Origin of the sequence: Synechocystis sp. FACHB-908, from assembly GCF_014698595.1 — a bacterium.
GTDB lineage: Bacteria > Cyanobacteriota > Cyanobacteriia > Cyanobacteriales > Microcystaceae > Synechocystis.
Window position 1 is genome coordinate 1 of record NZ_JACJTH010000045.1, and the last position, 23,219, is coordinate 23,219.

Here is a 23,219-nt window from a genome sequence, read left to right on the forward strand (position 1 = left end):
CTTTTTTTGCCGAAATATTCTCCTGATTTAAATGATATTGAGCATGACTTTAGTGCCTTGAAACGAGCTAGAATGTACGCTCCTATTGACACGTCTCTTGATGAAATTATCCGTTCTTACTGTGGCGTTTAGCGTCTCAGCTTTATTTGAAACTACTATAATCGTCGTCGATCAGGCTCGCCAGCCCCTCATAGATGGCTACGGTGCCTTGGAGTTTGTCTTCGGTGGTTTTGCCGTTGCCGATGTCACTCATTATTGTGGTTGCAATGCTGTCAGGCGCTTTATTCATAAACAACGCTTCTAGCGCTAACCTTGCTTGATTTCTGTCTGTAATGGTGTTATCTCTGTCCCGGGTCCTTAAGCTTGAGTCTCGACTAGACTAAAAATAAATTTTTCCGGTTAAGCGTGTTTTTTTTGAGAGCGTAACTATACTTGCTTTGGATGAGATTTTCCAATGTTTGCCATGGTTAGTTTTGCCCTGATAGCCAGATATAAATTGCAGGTATGCAAAGGCTCATCAATCATACTGACAATGCAAGCTAAATACTACAGATTCTACTTAAAGAGTTACCCCCCCCTACCCTTTTGTTCAACTTTATGGGGAGCTTCTTTAACTCTTTACTGCTGCCTTCTAACTCTATAAACATTGCCATGGAAATACTTACACGGTACAACTCCACTCCCCACACCGAACCACAACATATCAATAGTGACGAAACAAAGAATAAACGAAGTCTTCCTCCAGTGTTCAAAGCACAGAAATCAAAGAAGAAACAACTTCGTCATTGCAAACATGGCTCCATCAGTGCTTTGTCAAAAGTTATTAATCACGCAACGGTGTTTACCAAGATTAACTTTTTCACATGGAAGCAGACCAAGGACGGCTACTTATACTTAGAGCGTGACGATGCTCGAAGTCTATTCAATCTTCTAGATGAGACTGGAATATTCGACTTTCATGTGACCAATATTCAAAAAAAGATTATCTATCAACATCAAGTTAGTAAATTTTTGTCCAACGGGTGGAGGCTATATGCTAACGGTTACTTTGCTCGTAAAGGAGAAGTAGAGATTCATCATCTTGATGCAAATAAGCAAAATAATGATCCTCGTAACTTAAGGTATGTAAGTCCGGGCTTAAATTATCTTTGTGCTAGGGCGATCAAGCATGAATATACGGGAGAGGATATACCGGATAGCGTGATAGAAAGCTATGAAGAAGCGGAGTATCTGGTAAAACTGACTTTCAAACGCTACCTAAAACGCCTGGGTTATTCTATGAGTAAGTCAGAAAGAGATTTTCTACTGAGCTTGAAGTGGAATATAGCAAGGGAAATTTTGCAAAGTTGGCAACCACCAGCTCAAGTTACTGAACTAATTGAAAAGTTGGTCCAGAAGTGAGGCTACGGCGGACTTGCTGGGTAACCCAAAGCGGATAACTTTGGTCTTCATTAGTATCTGATGAACATAGTAGAGCTTCTTCAAAGCTACATTAGGTGGATTATTTACAAATGTTGCGGCATTCAACCATCTTTGCTGCTTCTACTTTGAAGACCCTATGGAAGGTTTACAAGAAGAATCTATGAGTTTCCCGTTGGTAACTGTAGGTAGCAGTGGGTACGAGTCCAGTTTAAGTAGCTTGATTAATGGTACCGCTGCAGCCCAACAGCCTCGACTAATTAATTGTCCAGCACTGTTAGAAGTCCAAGAAGCCATTAGATATGCCTCAGAGTGCATCCTGCTCTTTTATCCTCGGCTATACCCCCGATACCCAAAAGCCCGTTGTGATGGTCTATGCAGTAGTGCCGGTGGAAGAAACTTCGGCGATCGCCAGTCTTAGTCAGCTACCTAGTAGTTGGAGAGCTGAGGTAGAAGGGTTGGAAGCGTTACCTCCCTTTGCACTACCTTTCCGAGATGGTAGCCATCCGATAGCACCGGTTACGTTAGCTCCCCGACAACATCGTCTCCGAACCTGGGTCTACTCGCTTTCACTACCTTCTGGTTTCTGGTCATGGTCATAGCTTAGTCGAGATACTAGGGGTCACGCCACTGGCATAGTGAGCAACCACCCCTTCAAGGGTGGCAATCCTGCCATCGTGCATGTACCCCTTTCTGTTGTCACCCCTTTTAAAGCTCCAAAAGCGGATTTTTCAAGCATCCAGATGTTCCTATGATAAGGGTCAAATTATTGAGGAGCCGGATGAAGCTAACGTTTCATGTCTGGTTTTGAAGACAAGCGGCTCCTGTGAAGGCGTCGCTTAGTCTAACTTTTCTGTTGTGACCACAGGTTAGAGCTTTCTCCCCTGTTCAGTTTTTCGGAGCCACCTCACAAGGTCACCTGGAGGTTGACTCCCTTCCGTAGCTCCCAGTGCTCTCAATGCTGCTTTCCGAACTTCGGTCAACCCTCGGACTTCGGAAATATTCATTCCTTCATAGGGGCGATCAAGGCGATCGCTGGCGAGGCAGGTACCCGTTTGCCAGTCCCAGGTTTTCCAGGTTTCGTCTTGACTGCTGCTGTAGAGTCGCTTGCCATCGGGGGAAAATTTAAGGGTCAGAATTTCTCCTTGATGACCGCTGATGCGAGTGACACACTGCCCGGTTTGCCAGTGCCAAAGTCGAATATTGCCGTCGTGGCAGGAGGTGGCCAGCAACTCACCATCGGGATGCCAGGCGATCGCACTCAGGATAGTGGGATGCTCCAGGGTGCGAAGGCTAGTAACCTCCTTCTCGACCTTCCAGATAAAGACAGTGTTGTCATAGCCTCCGCTGGCGAGGTATTGCCCATTGGGGCTCCAGGCAAGACACCAGATCCAGTGGGTGTGGCCTGTCAGCAGATGGGTACATTCCCAGGTTTTGGAATTCCATAGCCCGATGGTGAAGTCGCCAGCGGCACTGGCAAGCCAGCGTCCAGTAGGGTGCCAGCGCACCGACAGAATCCAGCTAGTTTGGGCCATCAGGGTTTTTACAGGGGTGGACTGGGTCGGATACCAGAGACGAATGGTGCTATCAACACTGCCGCTGGCTAGGAGATCCTGAGTGGGATGCCAATCCACGGACCATACCCAGTTGGTATGCCCTTTGAGAACCTGGGTACAGCGCAGGGGTGATCGTTGCCAGACCCGAAGGTTGCAATCATGGGAGGCACTGGCCAGGTTCTCGCCGGTGGGGTTCCAGCACAGATCACTGATCAGATGGCTGTGTCCAAAGGCATGGATAAAACTTGGCGGTGAGTCAGCTCCACAGAGCCGTACAATTGTGTCGTCGCAGCCGAGGGCCAGGGTTTGACCATCGGGGGCGGGGGCAATGGCGCGAATGTTGGCCATGTGCCCGGTAAGGCTTTTTAGGCACTGGCCGGTGCCGGTGTCCCACAGTTTGAGAGTACCATCGTGGCCACCACTGATGATCCGTGGTTGGTGTGGGTGCCAGCGAGCATACCAGACCCAGTTCTGGTGACTGCGTAGAATTCGCCGACAGCGTCCCGTCACCACATCCCACAATCGCACCGTGGCATCATGGGAACTGCTAGCCAGCCAGGCACCATCGGGGTTCCAGTCTAAACTCCAAACAGTTTCCGGATGACCGTTGAGGTAACGCGGGGCTTGATCGCTGTGGGGATTCCAGAGGACAATGCCGCCATCTTCTCGGCTGATGGCCAGAGTATGCCCGTCAGGACTCCAGGTAGCCCACCGAACGGGCACCGCCTCGCGCCAGATTCGATGACAGATGCCCGTCTCTACATCCCAGAGTTTGACGGTGCTGTCGCTACTGGAGCTAGCCAGGAGGTTCGAGTTGGCATCCCAACTGAGGCTATTGACAATATCGGTGTGGGCCGTTACGAGGACTGGTGCCTGCTCGGTGAAGGGATACCACAACCGAATGTGGCCATCAATGCCGCCGATCGCCAGGCAGTCTGGCCCTATCCAGACAATGGCGCGGGCAATAGTGGGAGCCACTACTAGGGTAGCCTGAAGTTGTCCCGTTGCTAGGTTCGTAATTTTGACGGTTTGATCTTCGCTACAGGTCGCTAGCCAGCGGCCATCGGCGCTAGGGCGCAAGTCCCACACGTAGCTACGATGCAGGGGATAGCTCTGCATCGGTTGCATTTCAGCACTTTTCCACAGGCGCACGACCCCAACATCGTCGCCCGTGATCAAGTAATCCCCCGCCGGACTGTAGCTGAGGGAGAAAATACTACCGAAGGTTTGCTTAAAGGCCGAGTCCCGAAAATTGGCCTGGGCAAAGTTTAGGTGTTGAAACAATCGATGGCGCAGATCCGCCTGCCGAATGGTTAACTGTGAGAAGTCAAAGCCCGCCAGATCGAGGTCTAGGGCGTTGCTCAAGTTGATCAGGTTACCTACCCCGTAACCCGCGATCACCGATTCCCGAATTGCCGTCAAAACTGTTTGCAACTGCTGCCGCTGGAGCTCCGGGGAGGGGAAGCAATCACCAAATTGGGCTGCAGTGGAGTGCACAATCAGCCGCCGCTGGGTTTCGGTAATGTGGTCTCGCACTGTGAGTTTGAGCAGTGCAAACTGCTGCCAGTACTGAGGCTGCCCCATCTCCAGTTCCTGGTTGATTTGCTCAATAAACCGTTCGGTGACATATTCCATGACCACGGGCTGGAGGGTGTAGCGCTTGTCCTGGGTTTCGATCAGTCCTCGCCAGCGCAGCGACTCCAAGGCTTCCAGCAATTTCACCTTGGGCACGGGGGGTACCAGATCAGCGGCTAATTCCGCGATCGCCGTCCAGTCGCGGTTGATGGCCAGCCAGATTATGATGGCTTGCTCCAGCTCCGTCAGGCGCTGAAACTGCGCGTCGAGCAGGCGGCGAATGCTGTTGAAGATGACCGCATCTTCGGTCAGAAATGCGCTAATGTCACCATCAAATAAATCTTGAATGGTGGTGGAGACGATTTTCAGCGCTAGGGGATTATAGCTATAGCGATCGCACAACACCTGTTGTTGCTCCTCTGTCCCCTGCAAGCCCTTTTGCTGAATGATAGCGATCGCTGTCGCCACGGAACCACTCAGTTGCAGCGTGCGGGTATTACCGTCCAGTCCTTCCAGGACAGCAATTTCGGCAGGCTTTTCTCGACTGGTGAGTAGCACGCAACTTTGATGAGGCGTCTCCCCCAATAGCTGGATCAGTTCGCCATAATCCCCATAACCATCGCGGTAGTAACCTGCGTGATCTCCCGCTTGCAGAATGGTTTCCAGGTTGTCCAGCACAATCAAGCACCGGGTTTTTCGCAGCCAGTGCAGCAGTCGGGCGCGATCACCCACTGTTTCTTGATGCTCCGAGAGCAGATCGATCAGTTCCGCCAGCAGCGCTTCCAAAGGTGGGGCATTGCGGAGCGATCGCCAGATGATGTGGGTGAAGGGTGTGGCTGGGGAGCTGGGTAGATGTTGAATTTTAAATTTTGTAGGGCTTTGCCCTTCCTGCAGGGGATTTTGAATTTTTTTAATGTTAATGTTGTCGCCCTCCCACTCTTCTACCCCGTCACCCTGAACGAAGCCTTGCACCACCTTTGTTGTCAAGGTACTCTTGTCAATGCCGCCCATGCCCAGTACGGCAATCAGCCGACAGCGTTCGGCCTCAATCCAGCGTTGTAGTAGAGCTTGTTCCTCTTCCCGTCCGTAAAACTGGCTGACATCCGGTGCTTCGCCCCAGGAGAGGATAGATGGGTAGCTGGGTAACTGGGTCTGAAAACCCTCACTCTCCCACTCGCCCCCCGATTGGACTACACAATACCTTCGAATTGCGGCCTTGAAGTTTTTCTTGTTGACAGGTTCTCCCAAAGCTTGGCTGAGGACTTTCCAGAATTTGGGGCCGACGTCGGTGGTCAGGTAGTTGATGGAGTAGCCGGCCCCATCGGCGATTTGAGGATAGGTTTTGCTCTGCCAGGAACCTTCAAAAATGAGAGTTTCGATGTCGCTGAGTTGCCGCCCCAGTAATGTCTGCATGGCGGCATTAACGATCGCAAGGGCATCTTCAAACGGCATGGTTAGTACTACCCAAAAACAGCCTGAACTATATGACTTTAACGGAAGGTGTCGATTATTTCGGTAGCTTACAGAGTCATATTTGATGTGAAGCCTAGGCTAGTAACAATACAAACCGATGGTTGTTGCGGTATTCGGGGTCATATCCGGCAGGTGGTGCAGCAGGGCATCCCAAGTAGCGTGAGTTTGCAATGCTGTCACCACGATCGCCAACGGTTCTGCCAAAATCGCGGAAAAGTCCGCTTCTTCATCAAGCTTAGGCTGATAGGCCAAGTGCTCGATAGGGGGGCTAAATTTGGTATCAATACCAGGTTTATTGCCCCGTGGGTCAACCCGATGCCAACCTGTTATGGGTAAATAGACGGCATTGAAGCCATGCAGGCTGTAGGGTGTGCCCCGATCATCAATGCTCAGCCGCTGGTAACAAAACCCTGCTGGAATCTGATTAGCCCGCAGCAAGGCCGCCAGCAGGTGACTTTTTGCAAAGCAGTAGCCGGTTTTATGCTGAAGGACGTCAGAGGCTCGCCAGGTAACTGGATTCATCTGGTAGTCAACGCTGTGGCGAATCGCGTCGCGCACCCATTCAAAGCAGGCTTGAGCGATCACAACTGGTGTTTCATGGCCAGCGGCAAGTTGCTGGGCTAATGCTTGAATGTCTGGATGCTGCCAATTAATTACCTCCGTCTTGCATAGGTAGGCATTCAGCGAGTTTAAGGGATCATAGGATTCAAATTCAGCCCGTCGTGTCAATAGAATCAGACAACGGCGATAAACGTGGGCAATGTGATGCCGTTGCCCAAAGGAACGCGAGGGCGTTTGGCGAATTTCCTCAAAGCCCATACGCTGCCAGAAGGCACGACCAGAAGTGTTAGAGGCGATCGCGCATAGCTCAATCCCTGTTACTCCCTGCGCCGCCAACCATCGCTCAAACGCTTGATAAAAGGCTGATCCGACTCCCTGGCTGCGATATACCGGATCGATTAGCATCGTGCCTATCCACCAAGTCGCAGCTTCCGGATAATCTTGCACGGCAATGATCGTACCGATGAGTCCTTTCTGGGGATGGTGGAGCCCAAAAACGTGGAGATCCTCAGGAGTTTTACCTGCTGGAACATCAACAAATTCGGCTTCAGCAGCGGTGGATGCAGGCGGTTGCCCTGTGGTTAAGTTGAAAAAATCGGTGCAGCGTTCAAACAAGGCTTGCAGGCAATTACTGTCCTGCTTTGTCAGTTGAACAACAGTGTAATCAAGATGTTGCCAAGGGAATGGCGCAAAGTTAGAGGTCAATAGGTGCATGACAGGGACGGGTAGATAAACATCCTCAATCGCAGCGATAAACCATCGAAACACGCAAATCAGTCCGCAGCCCCAGCCGTTGCTCGGCTTTTTCTAGCTCCCCATGCTGCGGTGACAACTGGGCTGAGTCCACAATGCGAAAGCCGCAACGCTGATAGAAAGGCGCGTTCCAGGGCACTTCACGAAAGGTTCTCAAGGTAACGCCAGGATGGCCTGCCCCTTGCGCCCAATCGTATACTGCCGCCACTAAAGCGCGGCCGATGCCTCGCTTGCCGTGATCGGGCAACACATCCAGTTCTTCCAGATGGGCATAGCCGTCAAGCATCCGCACAAACGCAAAGCCCACCAGTTGCCTGGTCGGACTCACCGCGACCCATAAATGTTCGCTCCGACAGGCCTGCTCAAAATCGGCGATCGCCTTTGTCTGCTCTAAGATCGCGGCAGTCAAGCCGGTCTGGTCTAAACAAGTGAGAAACCGTTGAGCGGCCTGCCGCTCAATGGGAAGTAACCAGGGCAGATCAGCGGCAGTCGCGAGTCGAATTGTATCCCCCGTTGGCAGTATGGGCATTATCCTGACATGGTCTGACCAGCGGTGAAAAGCCAGCTTAAACGGCGACCTGATCACCACAATGTTAGGGCATAACACTTGTATTGAGAATGGTGCGGGCAAATGCCATAGCTTCCCATAGACGGATATTCCATAGATTTGCCCTAGAGACAGCACCCTAGAAAACCCCTACCGTTGAAGTCGAGCACCCAAGAAAGCAATCAGGTTTTCCTTACCCGCAATGGTTCTGTTTTAGAGGTATTTCTGATGTTTGCCAACGTGATCGCCACCCTATTTCGCATGGATGATCAGACTTGGCGGGGCCACGCTAATCCCTGGTGTGTCTGGACTCGTTTAACTGTTGCTCCCTTACTACTTCTATCAGTCTGGAGCAGAGTCTGGTTGGGCTGGTGGTCACTGATTCCCATTGCAATAGCCCTACTCTGGAACTGGTACAACGCCCGTCTATTTTCGCCTCCCCAATCTACCGACAACTGGGCATCTAAAGGCGTCCTGGGTGAGCGGGTATGGATCAACCGCCATCAAGTTTCTATTCCAACCCATCACTATACCTTTCCCCATTTCCTGGCAGGACTTGCCGCCGTCGGCTCCGTCATAGCCATTTGCGGACTTTGGGCATTGAACCTGCCTTTGACGCTACTGGGGCTGTTGCTACTCTACATGGGCAAACTTTGGTTTTTTGATCGCATGGTATGGCTTTACGAAGACATGAAAACTGCCACTCCTGAATACACAAGCTGGCTCTACTAAACCCTATTTGCTCTTTTACCCCGTCTATTCATCCTTTCCTGTCATGCTAACCACCCAAATCACCCAAACCTACCATCTCACAACGCCGATCATCTCTGCTGGTATGGCCTTTGTCGCTACTCCTAAACTCGCCGCTGCTGTCAGCAATGCCGGTGGCATGGGCACCTTTAGTGCCTTTATGTCTCCCCCGGAGGAACTGCGCGCATTGATTCGGCAAACGCGGAGCCTCAGCGATCGCCCCTTTGGCATCGACTTCATTACCGCAGCCGCCAACGACGACCACATCGCCATCTGCATGGCCGAACGGGTGCCGGTGGTTATCTTCTTCTGGTCATTTCCGCCACTGGACTGGGTGACCCAGCTCCAGAATGCTGGTGTCAAGGTCTGGATGCAGGTGGGGTCTCTGGCAGAAGCGACCCAGGCCAAAGCCCAGGGCTTTGATGCGATCATCGCCCAAGGGCAGGAAGGGGGCGGCCACAACCGCTCGGAAGCCAGCATCTTTAGCCTGCTGCCCGCCATCTGTCGCGAAGTAGCCCCAATTCCCGTAATTGCCGCCGGGGGCATTATCGACGGCCGGGGGCTGGTGGCGGCCCTAGCCCTGGGAGCTGAGGCGGTGTGGTGCGGCACCCGATTTCTCGCCAGTGAAGAAGCTTACGCCCACCCGGAGTACAAGGCGCGGGTGGTGACGGCAACCGTCGGCGATACCACTCGAACCACCCTGTTTGGTCCGGAAATGCCGGGGCAGTTAATGCGGGTACTACGCAACCTTGCCGTCAACCAGTGGGGCGATCGCGTGGCAGACGCAACTAAGCATGGCCCCACTCAACCGGCGATCGGCTCCACCATCCTGGGCGGTCAGGCCCTGCCCATGCCTAAGTTCTCAGCCATTCTGCCCACCCCCGACACCTCCGGTGATTTTGAGGAAATGTGCCTGACGGCAGGGGAAAGCAGCGGCAATATCACCGCTATCAAATCCGCCAGAGACATCCTGTGGGAAATGGAGAATGAAGCGCTCGATTTACTCACCTACCGCTTGCAGGCGATCACGAAGGAACAAAATCTCATGGCTGCTGGCTAAATTCTCACTTCTGGATCTGTTCCTGATGGCGCTGTAGGTTGCCCTTTGCCAGCGCTGAGTCTGATAGCAATGACGTCAATACATGCATGCGAGCCTTACCTTCTTTCCCCACCACGACCTCGATAGCGTTGGCGATAAGACCGCTTCAACCACCCCGACTTTTGAATTTTCAGGAGAATTCTATGAACAACTTTACCCACAATGCCCAAACCCTGCTGGAACAACAGCGTCCGAACCTAGAAATAACACTACAAGAAAATACCCGTCCAACTGTTGATCAGCCTGCGCGACTGCGTCATTTCTTTGGGCGGCTCGGTAATACCTTGGTGCAATGGCTCACCCAGAAAAGTACGCTCCGTATCCATCGATCTACCCAGGGTGAGACCGAAGTTTGGGAAGTATATGACCCCAGAGACCACCGCACCCACTTTTTTACCCACGAAAATGAAGTGCGCATTTGGTTAGAGGAGTGCTATTACCGATAGCTCACAAAGGAACTGATCTCAGCTATCTCCCAAAATAGTTCATCACTGACGAGAAAATTATGAGTAACCTTATTCTGCAAATCAATGTGACCTATGATTGCTCCCAAGCGGAGCTAGAAAACGTATTTTCTCACGCAGTAGGGGCGATCGCAGCCTTCCCCGGCCTCACCTGGAAAATCTGGATTATTAATGATGGGACAAAAGAAGCCGGCGGCCTTTACTGTTTTGACAGTGAAACAGCGCTGACAGCTTACGTCAACAGTCCTATCATTACCGCTCTGAAAGCGAATCCCCTGTTGCCGACGGTGCAGATCAAGGCATTTGAAGCGATCACCGCCCTCACCACCCAAACTCGTGGGCCGGTTCCTGCCCTTGCCCTGCAGTCTTCTGTAGGAGCTTGAGCCATGGTCATACCCGTGATCGCTACGGCATTCCTGCTTTAACAGGGCCGTCAATCGCGACGGTCTAACTTACTCATAGACCATAGACCGCTTTAAGAGGTTTAACCATGTCCACCAGCACCCATGCCCTCACCCTTCAAAATCCCATCCAGGCACCCCAGGTGACAAAAGAATTGTCTGAGAACGTTATTCTCACCTGCCTCGACGACATCTACAATTGGGCCCGGCTCTCGACCCTGTACCCAATGATGTTTGGCACCGCCTGCTGCTTTATGGAGTTCATGGCGGCTTTTGGTCCCCGCTTTGACCTAGAGCGGTTTGGTTCCATCCCCAGGGCAACCCCCCGCCAGGCCGATCTGATGATTACCGCTGGCACCATCACCATGAAATACGCTCCGGCTTTGGTGCAACTCTACGAACAAATTCCGGAGCCGAAATATGTCATCGCTATGGGGGCTTGTACGATTACAGCTGGTATGTTTAGTGCCGATTCCCCCACCGCAGTTCGGGGGGTCGATAAGCTGATTCCGGTAGATGTCTACATTCCGGGCTGCCCGCCGCGACCGGAAGCAGTCATCGACGGCATCATCAAACTCCGCAAGAAAGTTGCAGGCGAAAGCCGGCAAGACTACACCGAAGATCTGCAAACTCACAGATTCCATGCCGTGCGGCACCGGATGAAGCCGGTATCCCCGATTTTGACGGGCCAATATCTTCGGCATCATGAAGATCTCACTCCGCACCATGACCCTTTACTCATCAAATAATCATGATCTAAGACGAATGAAACGGCTGACGAGTCCGCCGCTGAATGGTTACTACTGCTGGACGGGATAGCATATCTCCACTATTCGGCCAATGGGACTGTAACGGGACAGTACGAGTTTGCAGAAACGGTTCGCCATTCGTGGTGGTTAAAGGCATAGTGACTATCTCTGTTTGCCGCAGACCATTGAGTTCCCCTGGATGTTGAACCGCCAAAAAGAGGGTTTTTTGATCCTGACTGAAGACCGGCCCTGTCAACTCGCTATCCATCGGGCCAATGGCAAAGGGAAATATCTGGCCGGCATTAGGACCGTGTAAAGGCAAATACCAGAGGGAATTATTACCAAACACTCCCACGGAATCTAAGCTCGTTGTATCGGCTTCCCGCTCAAACTTACGATTGTGTTTACTGGTGGACATATCGGTAACCATCCAAAGATTGCCCCGACCATCGATCGCCAAATTATCGGGATTGGCAAAGCCTAAACCACCCTGACTGGGCTCACCGCCGGCGGCAATCATTGCCCAACCAAAAGTTAGTGCATCACATCGATCGCCGGTTTCTTGTAGGCGCATTATCCAACCAGAGTTGCAGGGAACTTCCCCCTGTGGCCCCTGAAAAATATGGCGATCGCAACCGCCATCCCCCTGACTGGGCCAACCGGAAGTAAATGCGATTAATACAGACCCATCGGGCAAAATTTCCGTATCTTCCGGGCGAGCAGTGGGGGTAACGCCGGCAGCATTGGCGGCTAAATGAGCATCCACCAAAATTGCCCCTTGTTGGCGGTCTGACTCAATGGGATAAAGATCCGCTAAGGTGGCGAATTGAGTCTGATACTCGGCAACGGCATGATCCGTATCTATGGCGATCGCCCCGGCCTGGTTCCGGTCTGGATGGGGCAAATAGACAATTCCGGTAGTAGAACTATCAACAGCAATATCGCTAGGACGAACAGGATTTACTACGGTATCAGGGGTTAAGGCAATCCATTCCCCGGTACCATCGGCGTTAAATTTCGCCCCATAGAGCGTTCCGGCAGTAAATAAACGGGAATTGCCTTTATCGGTGGGGGATTTGACAGTATCTGCTGACACAAATTTGTAGAGATGCCCACTAGTGCGATCACAGCCCGAATACACCGCCAAGGGTTGATTCGCTGTTGCCCGCACCGCCACAGCTTCATGGCGAAAGCGTCCAAGGGCCGTATGTTTGACGCCGTAATCGTTGGCATTGGCCGGGTCAATTTCTACCATCCAGCCATATTTATTGCCCGCCAAGCCAAACACATTGCCTTGGCCACTCAACCCGTTGGTACTTATTTTAAGCGGACATTGGGCCGGATCTACGGCGGAGCCATCGGCATAGACTGCTTCTGGAACCTGGCTTTGGAAATTTTCCTCTGCGCTTAACACTGTCCCCCAGGGGGTTGTTCCCCCAGCACAGTTGCCAAACGTGCCAATGATTTTTTCGCCCAGTCCGTCGTCATAGCCTTGTTTGGTCGGGTTGGTAAATATGGCGATCGCCGGCCCGGTTGCTGTTAAATAATGGGAATCAGTTAACCCAGAAAGTCCGGTAATGCGCCGATCCGTCGCATTTGGCGATCGTTGCCAGTCCCCTTGACCGTTGCGTTCTAAGCGAATTACTCCCATACCTTGATCTACCAAAGCCGCTTCACAGAGAGCTTCTATGTCAATTTTCACCGGATTATCTGCCGCCAGGGCAAACGCATTGATTTTTCCTCCTTGCGCCTCCGCAGCGGTTAGCACCGTTTCTATCGGTAGAGATTTGCCAATTGCCATTTCATAGCCCTGTCGCCAGGGGATAAAGCTAATATATTCAAAATTGATTAACAAATAAGCCGTATTTTCGTCGGTTTCCACCAGCCCTAAATAATCATTATTAAACCCAAACCAGTGATCTCCCACCGGATCTCCCCATTGCCCCAGGACGGTGTAAAAAAAGTCCGACGGTAAAACCAACTCATCTTGAACCGCAAAGGTGGCAAAGGCGGTTTTTTGTTGAGCAGGGGTTAATCCATCCGTTGCCAGAGGAATAGGATAGTCAATCGGTTGAAAACTCAAATCCCCGTGGCGATCGCCGATTTTGGGAATAGCGGCTGTTAAAGGATACTGCCGGGGGTTGAACAGGGCCGCTCCCGCTCCTAAGCCCATCACTGCAAGAAAATTTCGACGTGACCAGACCATAATGCAGGTAGGGTGAATTAGGTTAACATTCTTTTTTTAGAGTGAAGTAGATCCCAAAAGCTGGGCCAGGAAGGCAGTCTAAAATCTTGGACTCTCACAACCTTTTTTACCAGATTTTTAGCTAAAGAGGGGATCAGGACAAAGAAGTTAAACTAGACAATCCCATCACAGAAGCGACTCGTCTTCAGACTCGGACAAGAAACTTTAGCCTCATCCGTCTCTTCGATAACTTGACCATAGTACAGAAAGCATTTTCGGTTAGATAATATTTTTGAAAGCGACATTTTAATGTGCTAATTCTACGACTTTTGTACCATTCAGATAACGATATATGCTAGCTTTCGACAGCTTGTAATCCTTCATAAGGATTTTGATCAAAGTCCCCTGCTCTCGTCTCTGCCGTAATTCCAAGACCTGTTGCTCGGTTAACTGTTTTTCTCGACCTAAGCGAACCCCACGGGCTTTAGCGTTTTGAATACCATCCATTTGGCGCTCGGCACGGATTTCCGTTTCAAACTGGGCGATCGCCCCCAGCATATTGAACAAGAGCCGCCCCGTGGCATCACCAGTGTGAATATTTTGGTCAAGCACCTGGAGGACAACCTGTTTTCCCTCTAACTCCGCCGCAATCTGACAGAGATGAAGAGTAGAACGTGCCAACCGATCCAACCGTGTCACCACCAGAGTATCCCCTTCCCGGAGGTAGCGAAGGCACTCCTGTAGGACAGGACGTTGATGAGAAGAACCACTTTGCTTCTCCTTGAAAACCTTGTCGCAATGACTTAACTTCTCAAGTTGCACATCAAGATTTTGACCCACGGAACTGACCCGTGCATAACCGACGATCGCCATGATTGCTGCCCATAAAGTCTCATTATATCTAAGACTTTGTGAGAATAAGCTTCTGAGACATAAAAAGAGACATATTTTTGGGTTGTCTCGGAAAGTGTACTTTTTGAGGCTATGTAGCCTCGTGTTCTTACCTAAAGTGGCAACTTCTGGTGATGGGGGTAGTTATACTAAGTAAGGAATCCTTGTTTTCTTTTTTTCGTCTTGGAGTTGCAATGTCATGCTGGCTAAGTTGACATCTAAGAATCAGCTCACTTTGCCTAAGTCCGTTACCCAACAGATTGGCTCGGCAGAGTACTTTGAAGTCACGGTGCAGGGTGGACAAATTATTCTTACCCCTGTCCGAATCCAACGAGCTGATGCTGTCAGAGCTAAGTTAGCGGCTCTGAACATAACAGAAGAAGATATTACCAATGCCGTGGACTGGGCACGTCAGTCATGAAGGCTTCTCCACGGGTTGTTATCGACACTAATCTGTTGGTGTCAGCCTTAATCTTTGGTGGTGTGACGGGTAAGCTACGTGGAATATGGCAGTCTGGGGGCTGTATCCCTTTGGTGTCGAAGGTAACAGTTACAGAGTTAATGCGGGTGCTTGCTTACCCCAAATTTAGGCTAAGTCCAACAGAAAGAGAGGACTTATTGGCTGATTACTTACCGTTTTGTGAAACAGTTAGGATACCTAATCCTCCGCCGGCAACTCCCCCATGCCGAGATCCCTTTGATGTACCTTTTTTGGTGCTGGCGCTGGTAGGACAGGCTGATTATCTAATCACAGGCGACAAAGACTTATTGGAGTTAGAAGTGGAAGATTCCTTCCCGTGTTCGATTGTTTTGTTAGAGCAGTTTTTGTTGGACGTAGCTTAGTATTAGCAACGGAAAAATTTTGGTCGTTAAGGCTGAAAGCTTTATCTACCAATGCTTCCAGGCATCAAATTTTATAACTTATCTGAATTCTCAATGTCCCATTTATGACTATAAATGAGACAATTTCACCGCCTAATTACCCGAAAACCTTGATTTCTCGTTAGGCAGACTCGTAAAGTCAAACATCGCAAATGGGACAGTTTAGATAAGCGAGCAAAATTTTTCCACTTCTAAAACCAAGCCCAGGAAGACTTGCGACGACTGGTGTTTATCGAAGCGCCCGCTATCCTAGCGGCAGACACCTTGGTGGAAATTGATCAGGGTGGGTTTGGCTTGCTGCACGAGTCGATTTAGATTGCGGTAGCGGCGGGAGAGCTCAAGGTGATTGACGCCCAAGGCTTTGCCCGTTTAGTGAATGGAGCGCTGAATCAACGAACTCTTGCTGTTCTTAACTTGTTAGGTTGTTGTGATCCCAACTTGGATCTGACAACGCTGGGATACCCGATCTCAACTTATCAAGTAATTTAATGAATGTCTTCTTTTCTGTAGACGTGAGGTTTGTCATTAATCCCTTAGTACGGCAAAAATGCTCGGGCAGAACTCTCTCAACCAACTTTTTTCCCTGCTCCGTGAGGGTGATAGTTAGCATTCGTCGGTCATTGGAGTGGGCTTTACGCTCAACCAACCCTTCTCGTTCCAATCTATCCAGCAAGCCTGTAATTGTGGCACGAGTTACATTGGCACGATTGGCAAACTCAGAGGGTGACAAGCCTCGCTTTGCAGTGTAGAGCTGCATCAAGATCGTAAACTTTCCCGCTGACAGCCCAAAACGCTCGAAGTGCTTATCAAAAGCAGCATAAACCTCACCTGTGGTATCCAGAAACGCAAGACAAGTTCCGACCGCTTCTAGGTCAAAGCTAGAAAAATCACACTCGAGCTCGTGGAATGCCTCTCGCCTTGGAAAAATTTGCATGGTGAGGTAATTTAGTTAGCCCGCTTATTGTAAGCCAACAAATGAATCTTGACAATCGTCTTGACAAAGTCCTGGGCTTAAAATTATAGTTAGCTCGCTAACTAACTATAAGGCTATCGCTTTTGATGAAGCTCCATGAGATTAAAGATTAGTAAGAGAAGCTGGCTGTTAAGTCTGCACATTGCTACGGGGGGGGTATGGTTTGGCACAGCTCTGTGCTCCGTTGCTCTAGCCTTGAGTATTCTTCTACTCAAACCTGGGGAAGCAATTCACGGCATCAACCTAGCGCGAAATGTCTTGGGACAGTACATTATCATTCCTGCTGCTGTGTTTTCGGTTATCACTGGTGTTTTACTTTGTGGTTTTACTAATTGGGGCTTCTTCAAACATTACTGGGTGATGGTAAAACAACTCGTCACCTTGGTTTTGATCATGCTTGGTTCTGTTTGGTTGGGTCCGATGACGAAGGAGATGACAGCTCTCTCTGAGGCAGGGCGATCCCAAGTCTTGCAGAATCCTGACTATCTCACGCTACAAACCACCGCTACTCTCGTTGGTGCATTACAAACTCTGGCACTTTTGACAGTCATTATCGTGTCTACCCTCAAACCCTGGGGCAAGCGAAGGGCAGTGCAATCCTCGACAAAATAGATGTTTCAGTAACCAGCTCAGAGCATTTCAAGAAGTTCAGTCTCCTATTGTGCAATATACTTGAATTACAGACAAAGATAACCGTACTTTTCATGGCGATCGCCAATCCCCTCTCCCGAAAAACGGCATGTTACTAATATATATTTTATATATTTCCAATACTCTTTTCTTGATAAGCTGATCACCTTAGCAACACTGGCACTGTGGGAACTTCTATCAGCCTCCTTAATTTAGTGACTGCTTCACCAATATCCTTATCTTGCCCCGTCCTCGCAAATCTTCAAAAAGTTGACGCAGGTGCAACATCATATTTGCTATTGTTCCTTTCCCGGCAGTTGGAACTCCAGTATCCTGACCAGAAGTGCTGCAACTCCGGAACCCACAGCTAATCCCCAGCAGAACCAAAGTCTTACAACACCCATCACTAGCTCAACCACCATGGGCGGTGCACACTGGGAGCAAGGTGGATCTTGGTCGTTTCAAATGTGATTGCAGATCTCAGAACTGAGCCAGTAAAAGCAGCAGAGATGCTCACCCTTCACCCAAATTGAGAATATTTTCGTCATCTTTGTTGTATCGAAGCCACGTCATTGCCCCGACTGGATCCGGACAAGCACTGCTCGCAAAAGTCGTCCAGTAACGTATCATCCGCTCCGATAAAGCAAAATCCTCCTCTTCATAGCCGAGACGGGCATCGAGATTTCCAAATACGTAGGGCACTTCGATCCCGTGATAAGCACCGAAGCGCGAAGCCAGCTCTGTATTAGGAACCCGTGAAAAACGATAGCAATAGCTCGGAGCCGTCATCAATGCAGCCATTCGACGGGTTGGCTCAACGGCGATACGTAAGGAAAGCTCTTCTGCCTCAGGACTGCCAGGGGCAGTGTGGGTAAAGCGGGTACCTTCATCCGCATTGAAACCTAGGATGGTCGGCACAGGCGTCGCCTTGGCTGTGGCAAAAATCAACTCAGGATCTTCCGGTAGAAACCAACCGTCCACCACAGGACAAAACAACATCCTGCGCTCCGTCGCAGCCAGAAGTTCCCCGTCTGTTCGCTTACGCAATTCCTCAATCACTTTCCCCTGTGTACTACAACGCAGTGAGGCGGCAAACTTGGAAGCATTGGCCGCGGCCTGCTCAGGGTCTGTACTTGCCTGAGGTAAACCATGGGGAATGGTAAACCAAGTCCCACTCTGCATAATCGCTCGGGAAAAAAGTCCCCGGGATAGCGGACTGGCAAGGTGGCAGGAGATACTTATGCCTCCGGCCGATTCGCCGAATAAGGTTACACACCCAGGGTCTCCCCCAAAGGCGGCAATATTTTCTGCGACCCATTGCAGCGCACAGAGCTGGTCGAGTAGACCATAGTTTCCCGAAGCTCCATGGGAGGATTCATCAGCCAGCTCCGGGTGGGAGAGAAAACCAAAAGGCCCCAGGCGATAATTCACTGTCACAACCACTACGCCATGCCGGGCCAAATTCGCACCATCAAACTCTGTGGCTGAACCACTTCCAATCACAAAAGCCCCCCCATGGAACCACACCATGACTGGTAGTTTCGCAGAATCCCCGGGTGCGGGGGTCCAAACATTGAGGTAAAGACAATCTTCGGATGGTGTGCGTTGCCGTTCTGTGATGACAGGGATTGTGTCTAGGTACTGGGTGCAGGGATTGCCAAAGGAAGTTGCAGATCGCGCACCATCCCAGCCGATATCAGCCACAGGAGGCTTCCATCGCAATGCTCCCACCGGCGGGGCAGCGTAGGGAATTCCTAAAAATGAGCCAAGTCCCTCAGAAACTGAGCCAATCAAGCGTCCTCCGGATACCTGAACTTCAAAGGAGTTTCTCTCAGTGCCAAAGCTTGCTTTCATTTTGAGAAGTAACCTACATGGATTTTTGACATGCTAGCTTTAATATCCCGACTATCCTGATTGGAAGAAAAAAGGGATTTGAATATCTAGCGTAACGTCTTGATCCCACCATAGAAGTCGGTCTGAGCGAGAGGGGTTACAACGGAAGAACTCGGAATCCAGGTCGCCGCCATAGCCGCTGGTCCCCAGCCCAAGCGGGATGTATTGAACCAGTAAAACAACTCCAAAAATCCTGGGACTGGATGCCTAATTAGGTTGTGACAAAGTAAGCAAAAAGGACAGATTAGAGATAGCTTTTAGGGCGTGGGGAGCATGGGCCGGCATAACAATAAACACCCCTGGGTCTAGGGAAATATCCTTACCTTCTAGGGTCAAAATGCCAGTGCCTTCTATTCCTTGCACCACGGCATTGCGGGTGGAAGTATGCTCTGAAATTTCGGTGTTCGCCGCCAAACAAAAGAGGGTGTATTGGCAGGTCTTGTCCTGCAATAAAGTTTTGCTCAACACTCCTGCTTGAGGGTATTCGATGTGCTCCTGTAGACGGGTAAAAGTTGCTTGAAACGAAAGGATTGGGGTTTTCATAGTGGCCTTCAAGTAAAGATGGAAAGTGATTAGGTAACTTAGAGCTAGCTAGGCTTCTGGGCACGGAGAATGATGTAGCCTAGATCGTCGCCGTACTTGGTAAATACCCGCCTCATGGCTAAAATCCGTTGCCGCATAGGCGGATGCACCAGTAAATTCCAACCCAAGCTCAGCAGGGTACCCAAGCCTTCTTCTTGGGCGATGGTCAGAGGGTTAAGTAAAGCCATGGGACCAGTGCGGTGCTGTTGCACAGTTAGGTTTGCCTGTTCATAGGTTCCTTGCCAGTCCAGTTCATTGAGCGGGGCTGTGTTGACCCGAATAGTGGTTGCCAGTTCTCGGTAAATATCTTCGATGTGGGCACCTTGGGCTAGCATTTCATGGCTGAGGTATTGCCCACCAGGTTTAAGACGAGCTCCTACCCCCTGTAGAATTTTGGCTTTAGCGGGGGCTGACTGCATGGATAAAATGGCTTCTCCCAGAACATAGTCAAATTGCCCTGGGATGCGCTCCAGGTGAAAAAAGTCGCCTTCACGGATATCCACCTGAGCACTCAGGCCAGCAGCTTCCACGTTGGCCCGGGCGCGGGCCACACTGTCAGGATTTTTTTCGATGCCCACCACCTTGACACCATAACGCTGGGCTAGGGCAATGGCACTGTAACCAAAACTGGCGGCTAGCTCTAGCACCGTCTCACCGGGTTGAAAATTGACCCAGGTAAAGAGGATTTCTGTGGCTTTCCGCCCGCCGGGACGCAGGATCTTTTTACCGGCCGCGGCTAGCACTTGATGTCCAGAAGCAGTCTTAAGATTGAGTGGAGTGACCGTCATGACATTTACCAGGGAAGTATACTTTTATTCTCACAGAGGGGCTTAGTCCTGTTTATGAGGTAGCTCATGGAGAGAACGCTGACCTGTTCCTGATGTCCCCTATGGTCTAATGGAGGTTCATGAGCCTCCCCGACAATGTCACCATGCAGATCGATGTCCAGCAGCTTCAGTACATCAGCCTGTTTAAAGAATTAGAGCCATTACTGCTAGGTCAACTTGCCGAGCACAGTAGTCTGAAGACCTACGAGAGCGATGAAGTTGTATTTTATGAAGGCGATGCCCTGCCCGCTTGCCTCTATCTGTTAGTGACGGGTTCCTTGCGGCTCACCAAAATCTCTGAATCAGGCAAGGAAACCATCTTGAGGTTGCTGAGGGCCGATGAAGTATTTGCTGCCCCAGCTTTGTTCGGCAATGGTGTAGCCCCTGCTACTGCCACAGCCCTAGAGCCGATTAAAGTATTGACCATTGAGAGGGAAGCTCTATTGAATGGGTTTCGGGAAGCTCCAGAAATGGCACTGCACATGCTGGGCATCTTTAACCAACGGCTCCAGCATTTGCACAGCCGTGTGCACTGTTTAGTCTCAGAGAGAGCAATCGTGCGGTTAATCCACTACCTAAAGTATTTTGCTGACAGTGGGGGTACAGAAACAGTACCAGAAGGACAAAGATTGCGAGCTCGTCTCACCTACTACCAAATTGCCCGTAGCATTGGCATCACCTACGAAGAGTGTGCCCGTGTGTTTAAGCAGCTTAAGGGGTCTGTAACTTACCAGCGGGGGGGCAAAATCACCATTCTTGACACCAACCAACTCACGGCGATCGTTCAACAGAATTCCAACTAGTGGATTAATCCCTACAGGGTAAAAAAGTTAAGCACAGCAACGGAATTTTTACTGTGGTCTGCCAGGGGTATTAAAACCGGAATATATGGGGTGTAGGGCAATGACCGGAGAAATATGGGGGTGTCGTTCAGGAAATAGGCTATGATACAGTGGCCAATTTTCTAAGCAATTAAGAGAGGTAATTAACCTAACTTAACAAGAACATCGAGTTCTTAACGTACACCCCAGAAAAAGTTAAAGCCACCTGGCAAAGCGTGTTTCTCAGGCACGCCACAGGTAGCTACACAGACTAAAATCTTATGTTGTTAGTGTAGCATGCCAATTTGCCGGATAGCTCCTCCTGGGAAAAATTAGGAGAGTATCTAAGCAGTGCTAACGACCAAGCATCTGCCCCAAAGCTATACAGGGCAAAGGTTTTGTAGATTTTTCAAGCATCGATTTAACTTTATAAAAAGTTCTTATAGCTCTACCCCAGAGTGGATAACTATAAGTGATTACCCGATAGAGCACCGCAATTTATGGAGTGTTTACCAAGATCCGGAAAGGTTGATAGGGCTATCATTCGGGACAACAACGCACTACGCAGTGCTAGACATTGACTGTAGTAGTCCCTACCATCCGGGGAATAGTGAGTCGCAATACCGAGAGCTGTTAGGAGCCTACGAAGAAGTGGGTATAAACAGTGTAGTGACACTCCAATCCTCCAACAGCGGTGGGTTGCACGTTTACTTCGTCTTTCCGAAAGCTCTGCCCACATTTAAGCTAGCCCATATGTTGCGGCTGACAGCAATAAAAGCAGGGTATGAAGTGAAGGATGGCAAGTTAGAAATCTTCCCCAACACCAAGACCTATAGTAAACACAGCAAAACAAGCTACAAAGCTGTGCGGCTGCCTCTGCAGAGGGGTTCTTGGTTGCTAGACAAGGACTTCGTCCCTTACAGCAACGATATAGAAGTTTTCTTAGAGCAAGGGGAAGGGGCAGCAGAAGAACAGGACATAGAGCTGATTGAAACAGCAATAGAGAGTGCCAGTCACATAAAACAATTCCGACGGGTCAAAGGAGAAGGTGATGCGTGTAGCTTTGCCCAAGACCTAAGGGAGCAGATAGGCGAAGGCTGGACAAGTTTCGGACAGACCAACGACCTGCTGCGGATAATCGGTACCTATGGGCGTGTCTTTAAGGGGCTAGAAGGGCAAGCCCTAGCAGACTACATAGTGAGAACAGCAGAGACGAGTCCTGGCTATCAACAATATTGTCAGCACAAGCATAATATCCAGCGTCGTAGTAAGGACTGGGGACGCTGTATCGAAAAATATTACTATCCTTACGGGAGTGAGCCGACACGCTCCGGCACCTTCAAGGATATGCAAAGAACAGGTAACCGTCAGGCAAGGCAAGTCAAAGAGAATGTAGTCAACAGAACTCGACAGGAAGAAGCTGTGGCTCGTATCAAGCAGGGGATGGACTATGTAAGGCAAACCATGGCAGTGTTGCCGGTTAAAGTTGGAGCCATGAAAGACCTATTGTTGGAAGCGATTTATCATCTCTTTGGCAAACGCACCTCAGACAGCACTCTATCTCGATATAGAGAATATTGGCATCCAGATTATGTGTCAGTAACTTCTCCTCCAGTAGGCGAGTCTTCCTCAACCATCATTGATAACGACGATAACGACTCTGCAAGCATTGACGCTATAGAGTCAGAAATTGATCTTGACGTTGAAAATATAGAGTCATCATCTAAAAACTCATGCCACACCCCCTATGAATCATTATCGTCGACACAGGATAAGAAAGATATCTCGAAACCTTTATCAGAAGAGACTTTTAGTCTTTCTGCCACACCCCCTTCCTATATGAAGGTTTATGTTCTTAATTCTTTTGCTTCGGGACTGGTCTCGAGGATGGTTTTTGGAAAGGAGTCATCTTCAAAGCTTTACTCTATTCAGCCTGCTTCCTTGGTTACCCTTTGTTCTGGCGCTATACATTCTCTTCATCCTTACTTAGTTTACGTTAAGCCCCTTGAAGGCGCTGAGGATTGGATTTCTGGGATTGCAGTTTTGTTTTCCTCTTTGACTTTAGTCAATGATTCCTAGCTCTGACTTTTTGTTATTTAACCTTCGCTTTTTTTTTTTCTCTCTCCTTATACTTGTTTGTAGTCCCTTTTCTTAAGGAGTGGATCGAGCAATGATAAGGTTTCCCATT

At 50.0% G+C, this 23,219-nt stretch carries 23 protein-coding genes; 13 read left to right on the plus strand and 10 right to left on the minus strand.

All coding sequences use genetic code 11. The features are described 5' to 3' along the window. On the plus strand, positions 1–132 hold a 132-nt coding region (locus tag H6G46_RS17420; RefSeq protein WP_190759818.1), incomplete at its 5' end, for a transposase. A 10-nt stretch (positions 133–142) separates the two neighbouring features. Here the strand turns inward: H6G46_RS17420 and H6G46_RS18320 are convergent. Then, positions 143–289, minus strand: coding sequence for a hypothetical protein (locus H6G46_RS18320; RefSeq protein WP_158299062.1), 147 nt, complete (start codon positions 287–289; stop codon positions 143–145). A 362-nt stretch (positions 290–651) separates the two neighbouring features. Between H6G46_RS18320 and H6G46_RS17430 the strand changes: the two genes are divergently transcribed. Both H6G46_RS17430 and H6G46_RS17435 read left to right on the plus strand, forming a co-directional pair. Beyond that, positions 652–1,401 (plus strand): HNH endonuclease, encoded by a 750-nt coding sequence (locus H6G46_RS17430; RefSeq protein ID WP_011153811.1) that lies wholly within the window; start codon positions 652–654, stop codon positions 1,399–1,401. A gap of 320 nt (positions 1,402–1,721) precedes the next feature. Beyond that, on the plus strand, positions 1,722–2,021 hold the full coding sequence (locus H6G46_RS17435; protein ID WP_158299060.1) for a hypothetical protein: 300 nt from the start codon (positions 1,722–1,724) through the stop codon (positions 2,019–2,021). A gap of 267 nt (positions 2,022–2,288) precedes the next feature. Here H6G46_RS17435 and H6G46_RS17440 read toward each other — a convergent pair whose 3' ends face one another. The 3 genes from H6G46_RS17440 to H6G46_RS18565 all read right to left on the minus strand — a co-directional run bounded on the left by H6G46_RS17440 (position 2,289) and on the right by H6G46_RS18565 (position 7,746). Next, a complete protein-coding gene (locus H6G46_RS17440) occupies positions 2,289–6,002 on the minus strand; it encodes a WD40 repeat domain-containing protein (RefSeq protein WP_011153809.1) in 3,714 nt (1,237 codons plus the stop codon). Between the two features lie 99 nt (positions 6,003–6,101). Next, the gene (locus H6G46_RS17445) at positions 6,102–7,352 is read right to left on the minus strand and encodes a GNAT family N-acetyltransferase (RefSeq protein WP_011153808.1); all 1,251 of its coding nucleotides are present in this window, start codon (positions 7,350–7,352) and stop codon (positions 6,102–6,104) included. Beyond that, positions 7,324–7,746 (minus strand): GNAT family N-acetyltransferase, encoded by a 423-nt coding sequence (locus H6G46_RS18565; RefSeq protein WP_223211247.1) that lies wholly within the window; start codon positions 7,744–7,746, stop codon positions 7,324–7,326. Before H6G46_RS18565 ends, H6G46_RS17445 begins: the two co-directional genes overlap by 29 nt. Positions 7,747–8,040: 294 nt before the next feature. Here H6G46_RS18565 and H6G46_RS17455 point away from each other — a divergent pair, with 294 nt between their 5' ends. The 5 genes from H6G46_RS17455 to nuoB all read left to right on the plus strand — a co-directional run bounded on the left by H6G46_RS17455 (position 8,041) and on the right by nuoB (position 11,347). Then, the gene (locus tag H6G46_RS17455; RefSeq protein WP_242018663.1) at positions 8,041–8,616 is read left to right on the plus strand and encodes a DUF6653 family protein; all 576 of its coding nucleotides are present in this window, start codon (positions 8,041–8,043) and stop codon (positions 8,614–8,616) included. A 43-nt stretch (positions 8,617–8,659) separates the two neighbouring features. Next, the gene (locus tag H6G46_RS17460) at positions 8,660–9,694 is read left to right on the plus strand and encodes a nitronate monooxygenase (RefSeq protein WP_011153805.1); all 1,035 of its coding nucleotides are present in this window, start codon (positions 8,660–8,662) and stop codon (positions 9,692–9,694) included. 182 nt (positions 9,695–9,876) lie between these two features. After that, on the plus strand, positions 9,877–10,179 hold the full coding sequence (locus tag H6G46_RS17465; protein ID WP_223211246.1) for a hypothetical protein: 303 nt from the start codon (positions 9,877–9,879) through the stop codon (positions 10,177–10,179). A 59-nt stretch (positions 10,180–10,238) separates the two neighbouring features. After that, entirely contained in the window at positions 10,239–10,580 is a 342-nt protein-coding gene (locus tag H6G46_RS17470; RefSeq protein ID WP_011153803.1) for a YdhR family protein, read from the plus strand. 107 nt (positions 10,581–10,687) lie between these two features. Continuing rightward, on the plus strand, positions 10,688–11,347 hold the full coding sequence (gene nuoB / locus H6G46_RS17475) for an NADH-quinone oxidoreductase subunit NuoB (protein ID WP_011153802.1): 660 nt from the start codon (positions 10,688–10,690) through the stop codon (positions 11,345–11,347). Positions 11,348–11,354: 7 nt separating this feature from the next. Here the strand turns inward: nuoB and H6G46_RS17480 are convergent, their stop codons facing one another. Beyond that, on the minus strand, positions 11,355–13,553 hold the full coding sequence (locus tag H6G46_RS17480) for an alkaline phosphatase PhoX (RefSeq protein ID WP_011153801.1): 2,199 nt from the start codon (positions 13,551–13,553) through the stop codon (positions 11,355–11,357). A gap of 285 nt (positions 13,554–13,838) precedes the next feature. Beyond that, positions 13,839–14,405 (minus strand): recombinase family protein, encoded by a 567-nt coding sequence (locus H6G46_RS17485; protein WP_011153800.1) that lies wholly within the window; start codon positions 14,403–14,405, stop codon positions 13,839–13,841. A 253-nt stretch (positions 14,406–14,658) separates the two neighbouring features. On the opposite strand from H6G46_RS17485, the gene H6G46_RS17490 reads away from it, so the two are divergent. Both H6G46_RS17490 and H6G46_RS17495 read left to right on the plus strand, forming a co-directional pair. Further along, positions 14,659–14,844, plus strand: a complete 186-nt coding sequence (locus H6G46_RS17490; protein ID WP_242018662.1) for an AbrB/MazE/SpoVT family DNA-binding domain-containing protein — start codon at positions 14,659–14,661, stop codon at positions 14,842–14,844. Beyond that, positions 14,841–15,266 (plus strand): putative toxin-antitoxin system toxin component, PIN family, encoded by a 426-nt coding sequence (locus tag H6G46_RS17495; protein WP_011153798.1) that lies wholly within the window; start codon positions 14,841–14,843, stop codon positions 15,264–15,266. Before H6G46_RS17490 ends, H6G46_RS17495 begins: the two co-directional genes overlap by 4 nt. Positions 15,267–15,714: 448 nt before the next feature. Here H6G46_RS17495 and H6G46_RS17500 read toward each other — a convergent pair whose 3' ends face one another. After that, positions 15,715–16,239: a MarR family transcriptional regulator gene (locus H6G46_RS17500; protein ID WP_011153797.1), complete on the minus strand. Its 525-nt coding sequence runs from the start codon at positions 16,237–16,239 to the stop codon at positions 15,715–15,717. A 135-nt stretch (positions 16,240–16,374) separates the two neighbouring features. Between H6G46_RS17500 and H6G46_RS17505 the strand changes: the two genes are divergently transcribed. Next, positions 16,375–16,890, plus strand: a complete 516-nt coding sequence (locus H6G46_RS17505) for a hypothetical protein (RefSeq protein WP_011153796.1) — start codon at positions 16,375–16,377, stop codon at positions 16,888–16,890. A 531-nt stretch (positions 16,891–17,421) separates the two neighbouring features. Here the strand turns inward: H6G46_RS17505 and H6G46_RS17510 are convergent. From H6G46_RS17510 to H6G46_RS17520, 3 genes are all read right to left on the minus strand, one after another. After that, on the minus strand, positions 17,422–18,762 hold the full coding sequence (locus tag H6G46_RS17510; protein ID WP_011153794.1) for a carboxylesterase family protein: 1,341 nt from the start codon (positions 18,760–18,762) through the stop codon (positions 17,422–17,424). A gap of 246 nt (positions 18,763–19,008) precedes the next feature. Beyond that, a complete protein-coding gene (locus H6G46_RS17515; protein WP_011153793.1) occupies positions 19,009–19,344 on the minus strand; it encodes a cupin domain-containing protein in 336 nt (111 codons plus the stop codon). A 44-nt stretch (positions 19,345–19,388) separates the two neighbouring features. Beyond that, positions 19,389–20,171: a class I SAM-dependent methyltransferase gene (locus H6G46_RS17520; protein WP_011153792.1), complete on the minus strand. Its 783-nt coding sequence runs from the start codon at positions 20,169–20,171 to the stop codon at positions 19,389–19,391. Between the two features lie 143 nt (positions 20,172–20,314). On the opposite strand from H6G46_RS17520, the gene H6G46_RS17525 reads away from it, so the two are divergent. Next, on the plus strand, positions 20,315–21,013 hold the full coding sequence (locus H6G46_RS17525) for a Crp/Fnr family transcriptional regulator (RefSeq protein ID WP_041428295.1): 699 nt from the start codon (positions 20,315–20,317) through the stop codon (positions 21,011–21,013). Between the two features lie 771 nt (positions 21,014–21,784). Further along, a complete protein-coding gene (locus H6G46_RS17530) occupies positions 21,785–23,110 on the plus strand; it encodes a hypothetical protein (RefSeq protein WP_223211250.1) in 1,326 nt (441 codons plus the stop codon). Positions 23,111–23,219: the final 109 nt, after the last annotated feature.

Excerpts from the sequence above, each read along its gene's own strand:
- H6G46_RS17525 (WP_041428295.1), top strand. The coding sequence starts at position 20,315 with ATGCAGATCGATGTCCAGCAGCTTCAGTACATCAGCCTGTTTAAAGAA.
- H6G46_RS17435 (WP_158299060.1), top strand. The coding sequence starts at position 1,722 with ATGCCTCAGAGTGCATCCTGCTCTTTTATCCTCGGCTATACCCCCGAT.
- H6G46_RS17460 (WP_011153805.1), top strand. The coding sequence starts at position 8,660 with ATGCTAACCACCCAAATCACCCAAACCTACCATCTCACAACGCCGATC.
- H6G46_RS17505 (WP_011153796.1), top strand. The coding sequence starts at position 16,375 with ATGAGATTAAAGATTAGTAAGAGAAGCTGGCTGTTAAGTCTGCACATT.
- H6G46_RS17440 (WP_011153809.1), bottom strand. The coding sequence starts at position 6,002 with ATGCCGTTTGAAGATGCCCTTGCGATCGTTAATGCCGCCATGCAGACA.
- H6G46_RS17485 (WP_011153800.1), bottom strand. The coding sequence starts at position 14,405 with ATGGCGATCGTCGGTTATGCACGGGTCAGTTCCGTGGGTCAAAATCTT.
- H6G46_RS17515 (WP_011153793.1), bottom strand. The coding sequence starts at position 19,344 with ATGAAAACCCCAATCCTTTCGTTTCAAGCAACTTTTACCCGTCTACAG.
- H6G46_RS17530 (WP_223211250.1), top strand. The coding sequence starts at position 21,785 with ATGTTGCGGCTGACAGCAATAAAAGCAGGGTATGAAGTGAAGGATGGC.
- H6G46_RS17465 (WP_223211246.1), top strand. The coding sequence starts at position 9,877 with ATGAACAACTTTACCCACAATGCCCAAACCCTGCTGGAACAACAGCGT.
- H6G46_RS18320 (WP_158299062.1), bottom strand. The coding sequence starts at position 289 with ATGAATAAAGCGCCTGACAGCATTGCAACCACAATAATGAGTGACATC.
- H6G46_RS17520 (WP_011153792.1), bottom strand. The coding sequence starts at position 20,171 with ATGACGGTCACTCCACTCAATCTTAAGACTGCTTCTGGACATCAAGTG.
- H6G46_RS17495 (WP_011153798.1), top strand. The coding sequence starts at position 14,841 with ATGAAGGCTTCTCCACGGGTTGTTATCGACACTAATCTGTTGGTGTCA.
- H6G46_RS17510 (WP_011153794.1), bottom strand. The coding sequence starts at position 18,762 with ATGAAAGCAAGCTTTGGCACTGAGAGAAACTCCTTTGAAGTTCAGGTA.
- H6G46_RS17430 (WP_011153811.1), top strand. The coding sequence starts at position 652 with ATGGAAATACTTACACGGTACAACTCCACTCCCCACACCGAACCACAA.
- H6G46_RS17470 (WP_011153803.1), top strand. The coding sequence starts at position 10,239 with ATGAGTAACCTTATTCTGCAAATCAATGTGACCTATGATTGCTCCCAA.
- H6G46_RS17480 (WP_011153801.1), bottom strand. The coding sequence starts at position 13,553 with ATGGTCTGGTCACGTCGAAATTTTCTTGCAGTGATGGGCTTAGGAGCG.
- H6G46_RS17500 (WP_011153797.1), bottom strand. The coding sequence starts at position 16,239 with ATGCAAATTTTTCCAAGGCGAGAGGCATTCCACGAGCTCGAGTGTGAT.
- nuoB (WP_011153802.1), top strand. The coding sequence starts at position 10,688 with ATGTCCACCAGCACCCATGCCCTCACCCTTCAAAATCCCATCCAGGCA.